Source organism: Amycolatopsis sp. lyj-23 (assembly GCF_046549135.1).
Classification (GTDB): domain Bacteria; phylum Actinomycetota; class Actinomycetes; order Mycobacteriales; family Pseudonocardiaceae; genus Amycolatopsis.
In genome coordinates, this window is sequence record NZ_JAJPWN010000005.1 from 533,780 (window position 1) to 550,216 (window position 16,437).

Here is a 16,437-nt window from a genome sequence, read left to right on the forward strand (position 1 = left end):
GTCACAAATGTTGCACGGCCCGAGCTCGTGTCACGATCTTGGTCTCCGACGGCGTAACGTGCGGTTCCGGATCGACGACTCCCCGGGACCATCGGGGAGCGGGTCCGAGGAAGGAGGCCGTTCGTGGACGACCTGATCGCTTTCCTCGCGGCGCGCGTGGGCGCGCGGCAGGCGTTGATCATGCAGGCCGTCAACAAGGCCAAGACCGGTGAGACGATGAACCGCGGCGAGACCAAGGTCGCCGTGGAGCAGAAGATCCGCGGGCTCACCGACCTCGAACTCGACGTCGTCAACCAGATGATCAACGAGATCGAGGCGACCCGGCGGATCCTGCTCGCCCACCGCACCACGGTGTCGGAGAAGGTGCCCGGTTTTCCGCTCTACGGCAGCGAATACTGGTGTGACACCTGCCACGTGCCCGCCGACGAGGCCGGCTCCAACTGGTGCCTCACGCTGCGCCTGCTGGCCCTGCCCTACGCCGACCACCCGGAGTACAGCGAGCGCTGGCGCCCCTGACGGGAATCCCGCCGGACGGCGGGCGTTGCACCCGGCGTGAGGTTTTCCGTGCTCGACCGGTCGCCGGTGCGGCGGGACCGCGGGCCCGCGCAGGCGCTGCGGGACACCGTCGCGTTCGCCGCCGGCGTGGAACGGCTGGGCTACCACCGGTTCTGGGTGTCCGAACACCACGGCGTGCCCGGCGTCGCCGGGTCCGCGCCGACCGTGCTGGCCGCCGCTGTCGCGGGGGCGACGAGCCGGATCCGCGTCGGCACCGGCGGCGTGATGCTGCCGAACCACCGCCCGCTGGTCGTGGCGGAGCAGTTCGGCGTCCTGGAAGCGCTTCACCCGGGCCGGATCGACATGGGCCTCGGCCGGTCCGTCGGCTTCACCGGCGGCGTCCGATCGGCGCTGGGGCACGGCAAGGAGGCCGCGGGCGACTTCGGCGCGCAGGTCCGCGAACTGCTCGGGTTCTTCACCGGGGAGCACGCCTACCCCGGGGTGCACGCCTACCCGGCCGAGGGACTCCGCGTGCCGCCGTTCCTGCTGGCCACCGGATCCGGCGCGGACCTCGCCGCGGAACTCGGGCTCCCGCTGGTCATCGCCCCGGTGCGCGGCGAGCAGGCACTGGCCGACGCCGTGTCGCGCTACCGGGACGGGTTCCGCCCGTCCGAGTGGGCGCGCGAGCCGTACGTCGTGGTGTCGACGGCGATCGCGGTGGCGGACTCGGCGGCCGACGCGCGCCGGCTGCTCGTCTCGGAAGCCTGGGCGACGGTGTACTCGCGCTCCCACGGCGTCTTCCCGCCCCTGGACCCGCCCGGCGACGTCCTCGCGGCACCGATGACCGACCGCGAACGCCGGCGCCTCGAGGAGACTTTGGACGGTCAGATCGCCGGGACGCCGTCCGAAGTCGAGGACCGGCTGGGCCGGCTGGCCGCGCTCACGGATGCCGACGAATTCCTCGCGACCACCGCCGCGTACGACCAGTCGGCGCGGTTCGATTCTTTCGCCGCATTGGCCCGGTTGGCGGAGCTTCCCGCGCTAGCGTAAAAGTGTTTCCTGATTCTCGGATATCGCGTCGGAGAATTACGGTGACGCATGCGGGTACTGCGATTCCCGGGTGACTGCCTCACCCGAGCACGAACGGCAGCCGCGCGGCCAGCGGACCCAGCGCCGTCGTCTCCGCCTCCGTCGGCGCGCGACGGCCGGTCGCCACCAGCAGGACGTCCTCGTCCGGCATCGACGCCGGGAACCCCGCCCCCGCGACCTGCTCCAGCATCGCCCGGGTCCGCGCCAGGCCCTCGGCCGGCGGCCCGGCCACCGACGGCACGTGCGCCACCAGGTCCAGGTGGTGCAGCGTCCACTCCAGCACGTACGCCGACAGGTAGTCGCCCGCCGTCAACACCATCTCCTGCGTCGCCACCCGCGTTCCCGGGTCCGCCAGGTCCGCTGCGCGGCCCGCCGCCGCGCCCACGTCGTCCAGGTGGAACTTGAGCAACGCCGGGTCCTGGTACGCCGCCGCCAAGCGGACGATCAGCGCGGACAGCGGGTCTTCGCCGGAAGGAAGCGAGGAAGACACCGCCCAGTACGTGATCGCGTCGTGCGTCACCGCCGAGGACGCCGGGGTCGCCAGCGTGATCAGCACGTCCTGCGCGTCGATCACCAGGTGGCACACCAGGTCCCGGACCAGCCACCCCCGGCAGCCGGACGGCTTCGCGAACTCGGCGCCGGGCAGCGAGGCGACCGCGGCCCGCAACGCCGCCCACGTGCGTGAGAACAGCTCCACGCGCGCGAAGCTAGCACCCTCACAGCCGCAGCTGCAGCTCCGTAAGCAGCCGCTGAGCCGGGTCGTCGAAGTCCATTCCGGACACCTCGGCCGCGCGCCGGACGCGGTACCGGACCGTGTTCGGGTGGATGTTCAGCGCCCGGGCCGCCGCCCGGACGTCCCCGAAGGCGTTCAGCCAAGCCAGCACGGCCGGCACCAGGATCCCGCCGTGCTCGGTGTCGTGCTCCACCAGCGCCGTCAGCCTCGGGTCGCGGATCCGCGGCTGCGAACCCAGGTACGCCAGCACCTCCGACAGCAGCACCTCGGCGCGGACGTCGGCCAGCGAAGCGACGTCGGCGGCCCAGTGCCCGCGCGTCATCGCCGCCAGGACGCGGTCGGCGTCACCGCGGGACGCCGCGGCCTCCGAGAGCCGCGGTACGACGCCGCCGAGTGCCGCGCGGACCGGGACGTCCAGATGACGGCGGGCCGTGGCGGTGATGTCGCGGGCCAGGGCCAGCACCGCCGCGTCCGAGTGCTCGGGCAGGTCCGGCAGCAGCGCGTAGACGCGGCCGCCGATCACGCTCACCAGCGCGCTGCGCCGGTAGGCCGCGGTGTGGACGGCGATCAGGTGGACCAGCTCGGCCCGGCGCAGCTGCCGGTGGCCGGACCGTTCCAGGGAGAACGCCAGCACCTGCGCCGGCCGGGCCGGGTCCGCGCCGATGTCGTCGGCGACCGACTCGGCGTCCAGCCGGCCCTCCAGGAGGCTGGCCAGGAGGTCTTCGCGCAGGCGCAGCTCGGGACTCGGCAGCGTCCGGGCGCGGATCAGCTGCGGTGCGAGGGTGCGGCTCGCGCCGAGCAGGGCCGTCTCGGCCCGGTCGGTGAGCGGCTGGGCGCCCTCCTGGACCCAGATCGTGCCGAGCGGCTGCTTGCCCGCGTGGATGCCCGCGGCGATGCGGCGGCGGATGCCGAGCTCGGGCCGCTCGTCGATCCGGACGATCCCTTCGCCCGCGCGCAGCCGCTGGTAGACACCCCATTCGCGGAGCATCGCGAGGTAGCGTTCCGGGCCTTCGCGGCCGAGGATCGACAGCCGCCGCAGCTCGTCGACCTCGTCGCCCGCCCGGGAGTAGGCGAGCACGCGGTTCGCCGTGTCCTCGATGCTGACCAGGCCGCCGGTGAGCGTGGCAATCGTCTGGGCCAGGGCGAACAGGTCGCCGAGGACCTCGCCGCTGGCCGCCTCGCCGCCCGCGCGGGCGGCCTCGACGACCCCGCGGGCCAGCGCTTCCACCTGCTCCCAGCGTGCCTCCGCGCCGACCGTGAGCAGCGCGACGCCGGCGTCGGCGGCGACGTCGGCACCCGTTCCGCCCTTGACCGCCACCGCGGCCGCGCCGCCGCGCCCGGCCGCGCGGATGGCCGGCGCCGCCGCCCGGCCGCGGGCGCCGATCACGAGCGCGAGGTCGCCGGGGGAGGCCTCCAGCGGGTCCTCGGGGTCGAGGATGACGACGTCGGTGACGTCGACGCCGAGGCCGTGCGGGGCCACGACGACCTCGACGAGCGGCTCGCCCAGCGTCGCCAGGACGTGGCGCAGCGACGTCACGGTGGCGTTATCCGATCGGCCAAGATCACCCGATCGATTTTAGCCGATCGGACAAGCCTCCAGAACGTGTCCGGAGTTACCGTTCGGGGCACCAGGACTGAAGAGCAGAGGAGCCGCCGTGGACGCCGTGACCCAGACCCCCGCCCCGACGAACGAGCCGGTGCTCACCTACGCACCGGGCAGCGCTGAGCGCGCGGAACTCGAGGGTGCGCTCAAGCGGCTGGGCCAGGCGGATCCGGTCGACCTGACCGTCACCATCGGCGGCGAGCAGCGCCCCGGCGGCGGCGAGCAGATCGACGTCGTCCAGCCGCACAACCACGCGCACGTCCTCGGCACCATCCACAGCGCCACCCAGCAGGACGCGACCGACGCCATCGCCGCCGCCGCGAAGGCCGCGCCCGAGTGGCGCGCGCTGTCGTACGACGACCGCGCCGCCATCCTGCTGCGCGCCGCCGACCTGCTCACCGGCAAGTGGCGCGCCACGCTCAACGCCGCCACCATGCTCGGCCAGTCCAAGACCGCGACCCAGGCCGAGATCGACTCCGCCTGCGAGCTCGCCGACTTCTGGCGCTTCAACGTCGAGTTCGGCCGCCGCATCCTCGCCGAGCAGCCGATCAGCTCGCCGGGCGTGTGGAACCGGATGGAGCACCGGCCCCTGGAAGGCTTCGTCTACGCGATCACGCCGTTCAACTTCACCGCGATCGCCGGCAACCTGCCGACCGCGCCCGCGCTGATGGGCAACACCGTGTTGTGGAAGCCGTCGCCGACGCAGTCGTTCGCCGCGCACCTGACCATGCGGCTGCTCGAAGAAGCGGGCATGCCGCCGGGCGTGATCAACCTGCTGCCGGGCGACGGCAAGGCCGTCTCCGAGGTCGCGCTGACCCACCGCGACCTGGCCGGCATCCACTTCACCGGCTCGACCGCGACGTTCCAGCACCTGTGGGGCACGGTCGGGGCGAACATCGCGGGCTACCGCGGCTACCCGCGGCTGGTCGGCGAGACCGGCGGCAAGGACTTCGTGCTCGCGCACGCCTCCGCCGACGTCGACGTCCTGCGCACCGCGCTGGTCCGCGGCGCGTTCGAGTACCAGGGCCAGAAGTGCTCCGCCGCTTCGCGCGCGTACATCCCGCGCAGCGTCTGGAACGAGCTCAAGGACGGCCTGGTCGCCGAGACCGAGGCGCTGTCCTACGGCGACGTCACCGACCTGTCGCACTTCGGCGGCGCGGTCATCGACCGGCGCGCGTTCACCAAGCACTCGGACCTGTTCGACCGGGTGAAGAACGACGCTTCGGTGGAGGTCCTCACCGGCGGCACCGCCGACGACAGCGTCGGGTACTTCGTCAAGCCGACGATCCTCGTCTCGGACAACCCGAAGCACGAGATCTTCTCGACCGAGTACTTCGGCCCGATCCTGTCGGTGCACGTCTACGAGGACGGCGGCTTCGACGACGTCCTGAAGCTGATCGACTCCTCCGCCGCGTACGCGCTGACCGGCGCGGTCATCGCGAACGACCGCACGGCCGTCGCGAAGGCGTCCGACGCGCTGAAGTTCTCCGCGGGCAACTTCTACGTCAACGACAAGCCCACCGGCGCCGTCGTCGGCCAGCAGCCGTTCGGCGGGGCGCGGGCCTCGGGCACCAACGACAAGGCCGGCTCGATCTTCAACCTGCTCCGCTGGACGAGCCCCCGCTCGGTCAAGGAGACCTTCGTGCCGCCGACCAGCGTGCGTTACCCGCACCAGGGCTGAGAGGGAGATCGTCATGTTGCGTGCCCCGCTGCTCGCCGCCGCCCGGTCGACGGGCGTCCGGCGGCTCGTCGAGGCCGTGCCCGCCACGCGTTCCGTGGTGCGCCGGTTCGTCGCCGGGTCCGAGACCGCCGACGCCGTTCGCGTGGCCGGGGAACTGGCCGCGGACGGCCGCCGGATCACCCTCGACCACCTGGGCGAGGACACCACCGACGCCGCGCAGGCGGCGGCGACCGTCGCGGCCTACGAAGCCGTGCTGTCGGCGCTGGCCGCGGAGGGCCTGGCTTCCGGTGCCGACGTGTCGGTGAAGCTGTCGGCGGTCGGGCAGTTCCTGCCGTCGAACGGCGAGGACGTCGCCTTGGAGAACGCGCGGAAGATCTGCGCGGCGGCCGAGGCGGTCGGCGCCACCGTGACGCTCGACATGGAGGACCACACCACCACGGACTCGACGCTCGGCATCCTGCGCGAGCTGCGCGGCGAGTACCCGTGGGTGGGTGCGGTGCTGCAGGCCTACCTGCGGCGCACCGAGCAGGATTGCCGGGACCTGGCCGGGCCCGGCTCGCGGGTGCGGCTGTGCAAGGGCGCCTACGCCGAGCCGGAGTCGGTGGCGTTCGGCGAGAAGTCCGAAGTGGACAAGTCCTACGTCCGCTGCCTGCGTGTCCTGATGGCCGGTCAGGGCTACCCGATGGTGGCCTCGCACGACCCGCGGATGATCGGGATCGCCGCCGCGCTGGCCGAGGAGAACGGCCGCACGGACGACGACCACGAGTTCCAGATGCTCTACGGCATCCGGCCGGAGGAGCAGCAGCGGATCGCCGCGTCGGGTGCGCGCATGCGCGTCTACGTGCCCTACGGCGACGAGTGGTACGGCTACTTCATGCGGCGGCTGGCCGAGCGCCCGGCGAACCTGGCGTTCTTCCTGCGCGGGCTCGCGACGAAGTCCTGAAAACACGACGAAGGCCGCCCCCGCGGGGCGGCCTTCGTCGTGTGGTGGTGGTCAGGCCTGTTCGGCCTCGGCTTCGGCGGCCTTGCGCTTGACCTCGTCCATGTCGACCTCGCGGGCCTGCTTGATGAGGTCCTCGAGCGCGGCCTCGGGCAGCGCGCCCGGCTGGGCGTAGATGAGCGTCTTGTCCCGGATGATGGCCAGCGTCGGGATCGAGCGGACGTCGAAGGCGGCCGCGAGCTGCTGCTGCGCTTCGGTGTCGACGCTCGCGAAGACGATGTCTTCGTGCTTCTCGGACGACTTCTCGTAGACCGGCGCGAACTGGCGGCACGGCCCGCACCAGCTCGCCCAGAAGTCGATCAGGACGAACTCGTTGTCGGTTACCGTCTGGTCGAAGTTCTCGGCGGTCAGCTCAACGGTGCTCATGCCCTGGTCAACGATCCGGACCCGGCGGGAATTCCCGGGTCCGGGGTAGCGTCTGACCCCGAGCACCTGCGACGAGGAGGAACAGATGGCCGACGGCGAGATCCTGGGCCGGATCGACGAGCTGATCGCGGAGGAGCACGAGCTCCGGTCGCGTTCGGTCGGCGTGGGGCTGAGCGGCGGCGACAAGGACCGCCTGACCGCGGTCGAGCAGCAGCTCGACCAGTGCTGGGACCTGCTGCGCCAGCGGCGCGCGAAGACGGAGTTCGACGAGAACCCGGACGAGGCCGCGGCCCGCCCGGTGTCGGAGGTGGAGTCCTACCGGCAGTAGGTCCGGCTGCGCGGCCGCCCCGGGCGCCGGGGCGGCCGCAGAAAACTTCTCCGCCGGATGTCGAGAACCGCGAACCGGCTCCGTCCCCGGGGTGGCAGCGGCCAGAATGGGCCGTCCGACACCGAGGGAGCACCACGATGGCCAAGTACCTGTTGCTCAAGCACTACCGCGGCGCGCCGGCCCCGGCGAACTGCGACACGACCATCGACCAGTGGACGCCGGAGGAGATCCGGGCGCACATCCAGTACATGCGGGACTTCGGCGACAAGCTCGTCGCCACCGGCGAGTTCGTCGAGCACCAGGCGCTCGCCCCGGAGGGCACGTTCGTCCGCTACGACGGCGAGGGTCGGCCGCCGGTCACCGACGGGCCGTTCCCCGAGACCAAGGACCTCATCGCCGGCTGGACGGTGATCGACGTCGACAGCTACGAGCGGGCCCTGGAGCTGGCGGCCGAGCTCTCGGCCGCGCCCGGCCCGAACGGGGAGCCGATCCACGAATGGCTCGAACTGCGCCCGTTCCTGGCGGCGCCGCCCACCATCACGGAATGACGGGGACCACGATGGTTCTGCCACGGTTGGAGCACGTCGGCATCGTCGTCGGCGACCTCGAGGCCGCGAAGGCGTTCTTCGCCGAGCTCGGCCTCGAGGTGGCGGGGGAGATGTCGGTCGAAGGCCGGGCGGTCGACCGGATCACCGGGCTCGGCGGCGTCCGGTCGGACATGGTGATGCTGCGGACCCCGGACGGCCACGGGAAGCTCGAGCTGATCCGGTACCGGGCGCCGTCGAGCCCGGGCGGGGACCCGGAGGCGCCGTCGAACGCGCCCGGGCTGCGGCACATCCTGTTCGAGGTGTCGGACGTCGAAGGCGTCCTGGCGCGGCTGCGGCCGCACGGCGGGCAGCTCGTCGGCGAGCTGGTGGAGTACGAGAACAGCTTCAAGCTCTGCTACGTCCGCGGGCCCGAGGGGATCATCGTCGAGCTGGCCGAGCGGATCGGCTGACGTCGTGGACGAAGCCCTGCTCCGGAGCCTCACCCCGGGCGTCCTGGCGATCCTCGTCCGCCGCGGAGCCGATTTCGCGGCGGCCGAGGACGCCGTCCAGGAGGCACTGGTCGAGGCGCTGCGCGTCTGGCCGGCCGACTCGCCGCGGGACCCCAAGGGCTGGCTGGTCACCGTGGCGTGGCGCAAGTTCCTCGACGCGACCCGGGCGGACGCCGCCCGCCGCAAGCGCGAGGACGTCGCCGAGGCCGAGGTGGCGCCCGGGCCCGCGGCGGCCGTGGACGACACGCTCCAGCTGTACTTCCTGTGCGCGCACCCGTCGCTGACGCCGTTGTCCGCGGTGGCGCTGACGCTGCGGGCCGTCGGCGGGCTCACGACCCGGCAGATCGCGCAGGCGTACCTGGTGCCCGAGGCGACCATGGCGCAGCGCATCAGCCGGGCCAAGCGGACCGTGTCCGGCGTGCGGCTCGACCAGCCCGGCGACGTCGCGACCGTGCTGCGCGTGCTCTACCTGGTCTTCAACGAGGGCTACTCCGGCGACGTCGACCTCGCCGCCGAGGCGATCCGGCTGACCCGGCAGCTTGCGGCGTCGATCGACCACCCGGAGGTGGCCGGCCTGCTCGCGCTGATGCTGCTGCACCACGCCCGGCGCGCCTCGCGGACCACGGAGAGCGGCGGCCTGGTCCCGCTGGCCGAGCAGGACCGGTCCCGCTGGGACACGGCGCTGATCACCGAGGGCGTGGCCGTCCTGCAGCGGGCGCTGTCCCGCGACCGGCTGGGCGAGTTCCAGGCCCAGGCGGCCATCGCGGCGTTGCACGCCGACGCGCCGGCCGCGGCGGAGACCGACTGGGTGCAGATCGTCGAGTGGTACGACGAGCTGGTCCGCCTCACCGGCAGCCCGGTCGTGCGGCTCAACCGCGCGGTGGCCGTCGGCGAAGCGGACGGCCCGCGCGCGGGCCTCGCGGCCCTGGCGGAGCTGGACCCGGCCCTGCCCCGCTACGCGGCGGTGTCGGCCCACCTCCACGAGCGCGACGGCGACCTCGCGACGGCGGCGAAGCTCTACGCCGAGGCCGCGGCCAAGGCGTCCAGCCTCGCCGAGGTCGACCACCTGACCCGCCAAGCCGCCCGCCTCAACACCCGCAACTCCCGCGACCAGGCCCGCAACTCGCGTGATTGAGCCCGTAACTCGCGTGATCAGAGCCGTAACTCGCGTGATTGGAGCCGTATCTGACGAGATCCGGCTTCAATCACGGCGATCACGGCTCTGATCACGCGAGATCCGGGGCCGATCACGCGAGTTACGGGGTTAGGCGGGGCAGAGGGTGCCGTCGGCGGGGATCTTGCCGTCGATCAGGAAGGCGCGGGCCGCGTCGGTGACGCAGGGGGAGGCGCCGAGGGCGCCGTGGCCCGCGCCCTGCCAGGTGATCGTCACCGCGGACGGCATCTGGTCGGCCGCCCGGGTGCTGCCGACCTGGGGGGTCACCGGGTCCGTCGCGGTGGCCGCGACCAGGATCGGCGGGACGCCCGGTGCGCCCGGCGCCGGCAGCGGCTCGGTGCGGACCGGCCACGGGCCGCACCAGGCCAGCTGCTGGGCGACGACCGCGCCGAACTGCGGGTACTTGCTGCGCATGCCGGCCACGACCTGGTCGAGCTGGTCGGCCGAGAGCCGGGTCTGGCTGTCGTTGCAGCGGGTCGCGATCGTCGCGTCGATCCGCGACGGCTGCGCGCGCGAGTCGTGCAGCACCGGCGCGACGAACCCGGACAACGGGCCGATGTCGCCGGAGCGGGCCGCGGCGATCGCGTCGGCCAGCTCCGGCCACCGCGAGCGCTGCGAAAGTCCCGTGTAGACGGCGAACACCGCGACGCCCGGGCCGAACTGGACGCCGTCGGCGGTCGAGGGCGCACTGCGCCGCAGCTGGTCGGTGAGGGCCGGGAGCGCCGCTTTGGGGTCGCCGAGGGTGCAGTGCCGCGCCGCGCAGTCCGCGGCGAAAGCGTCCCAAGTGGACTGTGCGCCGGCGGCGACCGCGTCGAGGACCGCGGCGGTGTCGGCGCCCGGGTCGGGCACGCCGTCCAGGACCATGCGCCCGACCTGGCCGGGGAAGCGCACCGCGTACTCGGCGAGCACCTTCGAGCCGTCGCCGTGGCCGAGCGCGTCCAGGCGCTCCATGCCCAGCTGCTTGCGCAGCTCGTCGAGATCGCCCGCACCGCGCCAGCTGTCCAGCGCGGTCTGGGAGTCGTCGAGCTCGATGGCGCACTGCTGGCCGGCCTTGCGGGCCGCGTCGAGCACGTCGGCCAGGCCGCCCTGCGCGGGGTCGGCGTCGATGAGGTCGTGCCGGATGTCGGGCGGGACGCACTGGGCGGCGCCGGACAGGCCGGTGCCGCGCCGGTCCAGCCCGATCAGCGAGAACTTCTCGAGGAACGCCGGCGGCAGGGTCGCGGCCAGCCGCGCGGCGTACACGCTGCCCGGATCGCCGTCGACGTCGTTGACCACGACCAGCGGCACCGGCCCGGTGCCGGCCTTCAGCGCCAGCAGCCGCACCACCGAACGCCGCGGCTCACCGGGCGCGTCGAGCGGCGCGGTGACGCGGGCGCAGGTGAAGTGCAGGCTGTCCGGCACGGCCGGGGTGCCGATGCGCTGGCGCGTGTCGTCGTCGCAGTCGGCCCACTTCAGCGTCGGCGACTGCGGCTCGCCCAGCGGCGGCAACGGGACCCCGGGAGTGCGGGTCGGCGTGGTGCCGGTCGTCTTCCCGTCGTTCTCGACCAGCGCCGGGCGGACCGACGGCCCGGCGGCGCAGCCCGCGGCGGAGGCCAGGGCGAGCAGCGCGACCAGGAGACGGGTACGGGCGCGGCGCACGGGCAGGGTCCTCACGTCGAACGTCGATCAAGGCTGCACCGAGCTTCGCACGGCCGGTGTGGGACGCGGGTTAGCGGGTCCGCACGACCTGGCCGCGGAAGACGGCGTCGAGGTCGTAGCGGGCCGGCTCGTCGAGCTGGCCGTAGTCGCACGACGCCGGCTCGCGGTCCGGGCGCCACCGCACGAACCGCGCGTTGTGCCGGAACCGCGACGGCATCCCGCCTTCGGTGTTCTCGTAGGCGACCTCGACGACGCGTTCGGGCCGCAGCGGCACCCATTCGTGCTCGGTCGCGCGCCAGCGGGTGATGCCGCCGGGGATGCGCTGGGCCTCGCCGGTGGCCCGGCCGCCCCAGGGGTGGTCTTCGCCGTCGGTGACCAGCGGCGCCAGCTCCTCGGCCAGCTCGCGGCGGCGTTCCTTGGGGAACGACCCGACGGTGCCGACGTGGTGCAGCACGCCTTTCTCGTCGTGCAGGCCGAGCAGGAAGGAGCCGACGAGTTCGCCCGGGCCGCCGTCGACGTGCCACCGCAGGCCGGCGAGCACGCAGTCGGCGGTGCGCAGGTGCTTGTACTTGAGCATCGCGCGCTTGCCGGGGGTGTAGGGCTCGTCGAGCGGCTTGCCGATGACCCCGTCCAGGCCGGCGCCTTCGAAGAGCTCGAACCAGTGCCGCGCGGTCTCCGGGTCGGTGGTGGCCGGGGTGAGCGGGAACCGGTCGCCGGCCAGCTCGGCGAGGCGGTCCCGGCGCACGGACGTCGGCTCGTCCAGCAGGGACTCGTCGTCGAGCGCCAGGACGTCGAAGGCGACGAACTCGGCGGGCTGTTCGGCGGCCAGCAGCGTGATCCGGCTTTCGGCGGGGTGGATGCGTTCGGTGAGGGCGTCGAAGTCGAGCCGCCCGTTCTTGGCGACGACGAGTTCGCCGTCGAGCACCACCCGCGGCGGCAGGAGCGCCCGCAGCCGCGCGACGGCCTCCGGGAAGTACCGGTTGAGCGGCTTTTCCGCGCGCGACTGCAGGTACAGCTCGTCGCCGTCGCGGAAGACGATGCAGCGGAAGCCGTCCCACTTCGGTTCGAAGAGCAGGCCCCCGGAGTCCGGGATGGCCTTGGCGGGCTTGGCGAGCATCGGCTTCAGCGGCGGCTGCAGCGGTAGGGGCATGCCCCGCATTCTGCGGAAAAGCCCGGCTCAGCGCACGCGTTGGGGCCGGCTCGTGTCGAGTTCCACGCGGACCGCGGTGGGCAGCGAAGCCAGGCCGAGTGAGTCGCGGGCCCTGGTCAGCACCCGGGTGTCCAGCTCCGACCACACCGCCTTGAGGTCGGTGCCTTCGTGCAGCCACAGGGTGATGCGCAACGCCGGAGAAGTGCGGGAGCCGACCGCGCGCACGCGGGCGCGGCTGACGCCGTCGAGCTGTTCCGCGTCCGCCTGGACCGCGCCGGCGATCGCGGCCGCCGTCACCACCAGTTCCGCGCCCTCCGTGCGGTCGAGGTCGAGGTCGGGACGCCGTTCCGGGCGCAGGGAGCGCAGGGCCCACCGCAGCCCGAGCACGAACAGCAGCACCCCGAGCACGATCGCGGCGATGCGGGCCGGCGTGGCGTGGCTGCCGAGCCAGTCCACGGCGATCGGGTCGAGGAGCGGGCGGCGGCCGCGGAACCGCCCGAGCCCGCCGAACCCGACCACCAGGGCCAGCGCCCCGCCCGCGAAGGCGAGGAGCCCGACCAGGAACGTCAGCGTGCGTTCTCCCGTGTACGAGCGGGAAAGGGCCTTCGCGGCGATCGTCCTGCTCATCGGCGGTCCTTCGGCGAGTCGACGACGACCGTCACCTTCGGCCGCCGCACCAGCGGGAGCTCGTCCAGCAGCGCGGACACCGTGGCGAGCAGGCGCGGCCGCAGCTGACCTTCGGTTTTGAGGGTGCTCTTCGCGCGGACGCGGATGCGCCGGGCGCTCGCGGTGACCGACGCGCCGGCGACGTTGTCCTGCGCGCGCACGGTCAGCCCGACCAGCCGGGCCAGCGAACGCGGGGACGTCGAAACGCTCACGTCGCCGGCCGGGTCGGTCAGCCGCACCGCGCGGTTGCCGGCGGCGAGCGCGCAGACCACCAGGACCAGTCCCGCGGCGGCGACCACGCCGGCGCCGACGCGCACCGCGTAGGCGTCCCAGCCCAGTGACGCGAGCCCGGCCTGCCAGCGCGGCCACGGCACGAGCAGCGGCGCCGCGCCCGGGCGCCACCAGTGCCAGCCGACCTCCAGGGCGAGCAGCGCCCCGGCCGCCGCGAAGGCCAGGCCGAGCAGGGTGGCGAGGATGCGGACGAACGGGCGCACGGCTACCGCACCCTCGGCGCGGCGGCCGGCAGCAGCGCGGACACCGTCACGGCCAGGGTCCGCACGCGGTAGCCGGTGATCAGCTCGACCTCTTCGGCCACCTTGGCGCGCACGTCGCCGACGACCGCGCGGACCGCGGCCGGGTAGCGCAGGGCGAGGTCCAGCGCGAGGTCGACGTCGTTGTCGTGGCCGCCGACCTTCGCCTTCGGGCCCTTGCCCTCGCGCGCGGTGCCGGGTACCTGGGCGGCCGCGTGCTGGGCGACCTTGCGGACCACCGCGTGCCCGATGGTGAGGCTGCCGCGCTCGCCCGGTTCGGCGAGCTCGCGCGGCACGTCGAGGGCGGGGCTCACTTGTCGCGGCCCTTGCCGAACAGCTCGCCGAGGTCGAGTTCGCCGTCGAGGACCCGGCCGGCGACGAGGCCGATGATCCCCACGGCCAGCGTCACCAGGAACGCGGTGAACCCCTGGGTCGCGGCCAGGCCGAGGATCAGCCCGGCCAGGAGCCCGGTCTGCGTTGCGTTCACATGTCCTCCTTGGACTGGGGAAGTCACCGCACGCGCGACGGGCGGCGGCGGAAGCGGACGAGCAGAGCCGCGATCCCGCGGCGGCGGGCCACGAACGTCACCGGCGCGTCGTAGCGGGACTCCGGCTGCCGGAACCGCGCCAGGCCGGCGGCGAACACCGCCGGATCGCCGCCCACGTCCGGGTGGTGCGTGCGGACGAAGGCCCGGAAGGCCGCGCGGTCGCTCATTCCACCCGCGTCGATTCAGGTTCTTCCTCGCCCGGCAGGAAGATGTCGTTGACCGCGATGTTGACCTCGATCACCTGGAGGCCGGTGATCTGCTCGACCGCGGTGATCACGTTGCGCCGCACCGCGCGGGCGACGTCGGTGATGCGGGCGCCGTAGTCGACGACGATGTCGAGGTCGATCGCGGTCTGCTTCTCGCCGACCTCCACCGACACGCCGGTCGTGGTGACCGTGCCGGAGCCGGGGATGCGCTCGCGCAGCGCGCCGATCGCGCGGGACACCCCGCCGCCGCCCAGCGTGTGCACGCCGGCGATCTCGCGGGCGGCCAGGCCGGCCACCTTCTGCACGACCAGCGAAGAGATGGTGGTGCGGCCGGCCGCACCCTCTTCGTTGAGCGGGGTCACCGTGCCGGGGCTTTCGGTCCGTTCCGGGTGCATGCGTGCGGGCTCCTCTCGGCGGGTTACTCGCCCTTACGATGCCCTCGGGGCCGGAACCCTCACGCAAGGTCACTCGATCGGGCTAATTCGCGTCCCGGTGGACGTCCACGTGCACGTTGACGATCGACGGGACCCCCAGCTGCCGCGACAGCTCCGCGGTCACGTCGCGCCGCAGCGCCTCGGCGGCCTCGTCGGCCACGACGCCGAACCGGACGGACACCAGCACCTGCACGACGCCGTCTTCGACCGCGACGGCCGAAACCCGCACGCCGTCCGGGGCCCGCTCGGCGGCGATCGTGCGGGCCAGCCGGTCGACGACGCCTTCGGTGACGCGCAGCCGTCCCGTCCCGCCGGGCACGTCGACCGCGGTCCGGCGGCCGCGCGCGACGGCCCGCAGCACGCGTTCGACCAGGCCGGGCGGCGTCGGCACCCGGCGCCGGGCCGCGGCGCGCACGGCGTCCCAGCGGGGATCGGACTCGGGATCCTCTGTCGCGGTCATCACCGCTCCCTCAACTCGGCGAGCAGCGCCACCCTGGCCCGGTGCAGCCGGGAGCGCAAGGCGCCGACGTTGACGTCGAGCACTTCGGCGACCTCTTCGTAGCTCAGCCCCTCCAGCTCGCGCAGCACGAGCGGCACCCGCTGGGACACCTCGAGCCTGCCGATCGCCCGCAGCACGGCGTCGACCTCTTCGGCCCGCACGACCCGGCCCTCGGGCCCGGGCACGGCCGCGGCGAGCAGCGCGCTGTCCACAGTGGACTGCGGGTCGGGGTCGTCGAGGGAGACCGTCGGACGGCGGCGGCGCAGCACGGCGAGCGCGCTGTTGGTGACGACGCGGTAGAGCCACGTCGACACCGCCGACTCGGCCCGGAACCCGGACAGGGACCGCCACGCGGCCAGCCACGCCTCCTGCACGACGTCCTCGGCCTCGGCGGCGTTGCCGGTGATCCGCAGCGCGACCCGGTACATCCGGGGCGTGTGCGCCCGGACCAGCGCGCCGAACGCGGTGTCGTCGCCGTCCGCGGCCCTGGCGAGCAGTTCGGCGTCGTCGCTCACCCGGCGTCCCGGCGGTAGCGCAGGAGCGTGAAGCCGTCCTCGACGAGGACCGACGCGAGCGCGAGCCGGCGCGGCACGGCCGGGGCGGCACCGGCGGCGATCCGGCCCGCGGTGCCGGCCACCAGCAGCGGCGCGACGGTCAGGCACAGCTGGTCGACGAGGTCGTCGGCGACGAGCCGGGCGAAGAGGCCGGGCCCGCCTTCGCAGTCGATCCGGCGCAGGCCGCGGGCCGCGAGCAGGTCGAGGGCGCGCGGCAGGTCGACGTCTCCGGTGCCCGCGCGCAGGACCTCGGCCCCCGCGGCTTCGAGCGCGCGCGTGTCGGCGGTGTCCGTGGTCACCACGATCGGGGGCACCGCGGTCTCGGTGAACAGCCGGGAAGCCGGGTCGAGGTCCGCGGTGCGGGTCACGACGGCGATCGGCGGCACGCCCGCGAACCCGAGGCGGCGCCGGCGCTCCAGGCGGTTCGGGCCCGCGACGACCCCGCGGTAGTCCTCGGCGCGGGCGGTCCCGGCGCCGACCAGGATCACGTCGGCGAGGTCGCGGCCGAGCAGGAACACCTTGCGGTCGGCCGCGTGCGAGAGCCCCGCGGAGGTCGTGTCGATCTCGACGGCACCATCGGCGGACGCGACGAAGTTGACCTGCACCCAGGGCCTATCCGGGTTCTCCGGATAGGCGTAGAGCCGTTCGAGGTCCGAACCGGTCAGTTCGCCCGTCCGATCGGGCCACACACTCTGCACCCGATCATCC

General features: G+C 73.6%; 22 protein-coding genes. 8 read left to right on the forward strand and 14 right to left on the reverse strand.

Annotated elements, in window-relative coordinates; all coding sequences use genetic code 11:
• The first annotated feature begins 123 nt into the window (after positions 1-123).
• Both ACLJPY_RS15115 and ACLJPY_RS15120 read left to right on the forward strand, forming a co-directional pair.
• Positions 124-516: a DUF6221 family protein gene (locus tag ACLJPY_RS15115; RefSeq protein ID WP_410588982.1), complete on the forward strand. Its 393-nt coding sequence runs from the start codon at positions 124-126 to the stop codon at positions 514-516.
• A 36-nt stretch (positions 517-552) separates the two neighbouring features.
• On the forward strand, positions 553-1,545 hold the full coding sequence (locus tag ACLJPY_RS15120; RefSeq protein ID WP_410588983.1) for an LLM class flavin-dependent oxidoreductase: 993 nt from the start codon (positions 553-555) through the stop codon (positions 1,543-1,545).
• Positions 1,546-1,624: 79 nt separating this feature from the next.
• Here ACLJPY_RS15120 and ACLJPY_RS15125 read toward each other — a convergent pair whose 3' ends face one another.
• Positions 1,625-2,281 carry a maleylpyruvate isomerase N-terminal domain-containing protein gene (locus tag ACLJPY_RS15125; protein WP_410588984.1) on the reverse strand — a complete coding sequence of 219 codons (657 nt, stop codon included), beginning with the start codon at positions 2,279-2,281 and terminating at the stop codon, positions 1,625-1,627.
• A 19-nt stretch (positions 2,282-2,300) separates the two neighbouring features.
• A complete protein-coding gene (locus ACLJPY_RS15130) occupies positions 2,301-3,854 on the reverse strand; it encodes a PucR family transcriptional regulator (protein ID WP_410588985.1) in 1,554 nt (517 codons plus the stop codon).
• Between the two features lie 118 nt (positions 3,855-3,972).
• Between ACLJPY_RS15130 and pruA the strand changes: the two genes are divergently transcribed.
• A complete protein-coding gene (gene pruA, locus ACLJPY_RS15135; RefSeq protein ID WP_410588986.1) occupies positions 3,973-5,601 on the forward strand; it encodes an L-glutamate gamma-semialdehyde dehydrogenase in 1,629 nt (542 codons plus the stop codon).
• Between the two features lie 13 nt (positions 5,602-5,614).
• Positions 5,615-6,544 (forward strand): proline dehydrogenase family protein, encoded by a 930-nt coding sequence (locus tag ACLJPY_RS15140; protein ID WP_410588988.1) that lies wholly within the window; start codon positions 5,615-5,617, stop codon positions 6,542-6,544.
• A 51-nt stretch (positions 6,545-6,595) separates the two neighbouring features.
• Here the strand turns inward: ACLJPY_RS15140 and trxA are convergent, their stop codons facing one another.
• A complete protein-coding gene (trxA, locus tag ACLJPY_RS15145) occupies positions 6,596-6,967 on the reverse strand; it encodes a thioredoxin (protein WP_410588989.1) in 372 nt (123 codons plus the stop codon).
• 85 nt (positions 6,968-7,052) lie between these two features.
• Between trxA and ACLJPY_RS15150 the strand changes: the two genes are divergently transcribed.
• The 4 genes from ACLJPY_RS15150 to ACLJPY_RS15165 all read left to right on the forward strand — a co-directional run bounded on the left by ACLJPY_RS15150 (position 7,053) and on the right by ACLJPY_RS15165 (position 9,466).
• Positions 7,053-7,295, forward strand: a complete 243-nt coding sequence (locus ACLJPY_RS15150; RefSeq protein ID WP_410588990.1) for a DUF2630 family protein — start codon at positions 7,053-7,055, stop codon at positions 7,293-7,295.
• Between the two features lie 137 nt (positions 7,296-7,432).
• Positions 7,433-7,843, forward strand: a complete 411-nt coding sequence (locus tag ACLJPY_RS15155; RefSeq protein WP_410588992.1) for a YciI family protein — start codon at positions 7,433-7,435, stop codon at positions 7,841-7,843.
• A gap of 11 nt (positions 7,844-7,854) precedes the next feature.
• Positions 7,855-8,292, forward strand: a complete 438-nt coding sequence (locus tag ACLJPY_RS15160; RefSeq protein ID WP_410589222.1) for a VOC family protein — start codon at positions 7,855-7,857, stop codon at positions 8,290-8,292.
• 4 nt (positions 8,293-8,296) lie between these two features.
• Entirely contained in the window at positions 8,297-9,466 is a 1,170-nt protein-coding gene (locus ACLJPY_RS15165; RefSeq protein WP_410588993.1) for an RNA polymerase sigma factor, read from the forward strand.
• 129 nt (positions 9,467-9,595) lie between these two features.
• Here ACLJPY_RS15165 and ACLJPY_RS15170 read toward each other — a convergent pair whose 3' ends face one another.
• From ACLJPY_RS15170 to ACLJPY_RS15220, 11 genes are all read right to left on the reverse strand, one after another.
• Complete coding sequence (locus ACLJPY_RS15170; protein ID WP_410588994.1) at positions 9,596-11,143, reverse strand: alpha/beta hydrolase; 1,548 nt, start codon at positions 11,141-11,143, stop codon at positions 9,596-9,598.
• Between the two features lie 70 nt (positions 11,144-11,213).
• On the reverse strand, positions 11,214-12,293 hold the full coding sequence (locus ACLJPY_RS15175) for an ATP-dependent DNA ligase (RefSeq protein ID WP_410588995.1): 1,080 nt from the start codon (positions 12,291-12,293) through the stop codon (positions 11,214-11,216).
• Between the two features lie 27 nt (positions 12,294-12,320).
• Complete coding sequence (locus tag ACLJPY_RS15180; RefSeq protein ID WP_410588997.1) at positions 12,321-12,920, reverse strand: alkaline shock response membrane anchor protein AmaP; 600 nt, start codon at positions 12,918-12,920, stop codon at positions 12,321-12,323.
• The gene (locus tag ACLJPY_RS15185) at positions 12,917-13,453 is read right to left on the reverse strand and encodes a DUF6286 domain-containing protein (protein ID WP_410588999.1); all 537 of its coding nucleotides are present in this window, start codon (positions 13,451-13,453) and stop codon (positions 12,917-12,919) included. The genes ACLJPY_RS15180 and ACLJPY_RS15185 overlap by 4 nt, the downstream gene beginning before the upstream one ends.
• Before the next feature lie 2 nt (positions 13,454-13,455).
• On the reverse strand, positions 13,456-13,803 hold the full coding sequence (locus ACLJPY_RS15190) for a hypothetical protein (RefSeq protein WP_410589000.1): 348 nt from the start codon (positions 13,801-13,803) through the stop codon (positions 13,456-13,458).
• The gene (locus tag ACLJPY_RS15195) at positions 13,800-13,976 is read right to left on the reverse strand and encodes a hypothetical protein (RefSeq protein ID WP_013224542.1); all 177 of its coding nucleotides are present in this window, start codon (positions 13,974-13,976) and stop codon (positions 13,800-13,802) included. Before ACLJPY_RS15195 ends, ACLJPY_RS15190 begins: the two co-directional genes overlap by 4 nt.
• Before the next feature lie 23 nt (positions 13,977-13,999).
• Positions 14,000-14,203: a hypothetical protein gene (locus ACLJPY_RS15200; protein ID WP_410589001.1), complete on the reverse strand. Its 204-nt coding sequence runs from the start codon at positions 14,201-14,203 to the stop codon at positions 14,000-14,002.
• Positions 14,200-14,637, reverse strand: coding sequence for an Asp23/Gls24 family envelope stress response protein (locus tag ACLJPY_RS15205; protein WP_410589003.1), 438 nt, complete (start codon positions 14,635-14,637; stop codon positions 14,200-14,202). The genes ACLJPY_RS15200 and ACLJPY_RS15205 overlap by 4 nt, the downstream gene beginning before the upstream one ends.
• An 82-nt stretch (positions 14,638-14,719) precedes the next feature.
• Positions 14,720-15,136 carry a hypothetical protein gene (locus tag ACLJPY_RS15210; protein WP_410589005.1) on the reverse strand — a complete coding sequence of 139 codons (417 nt, stop codon included), beginning with the start codon at positions 15,134-15,136 and terminating at the stop codon, positions 14,720-14,722.
• Positions 15,136-15,690, reverse strand: a complete 555-nt coding sequence (locus tag ACLJPY_RS15215; protein WP_410589007.1) for an RNA polymerase sigma factor — start codon at positions 15,688-15,690, stop codon at positions 15,136-15,138. Before ACLJPY_RS15215 ends, ACLJPY_RS15210 begins: the two co-directional genes overlap by 1 nt.
• A complete protein-coding gene (locus ACLJPY_RS15220; protein ID WP_410589009.1) occupies positions 15,687-16,427 on the reverse strand; it encodes a pyrimidine reductase family protein in 741 nt (246 codons plus the stop codon). Before ACLJPY_RS15220 ends, ACLJPY_RS15215 begins: the two co-directional genes overlap by 4 nt.
• Positions 16,428-16,437 lie beyond the last annotated feature (10 nt).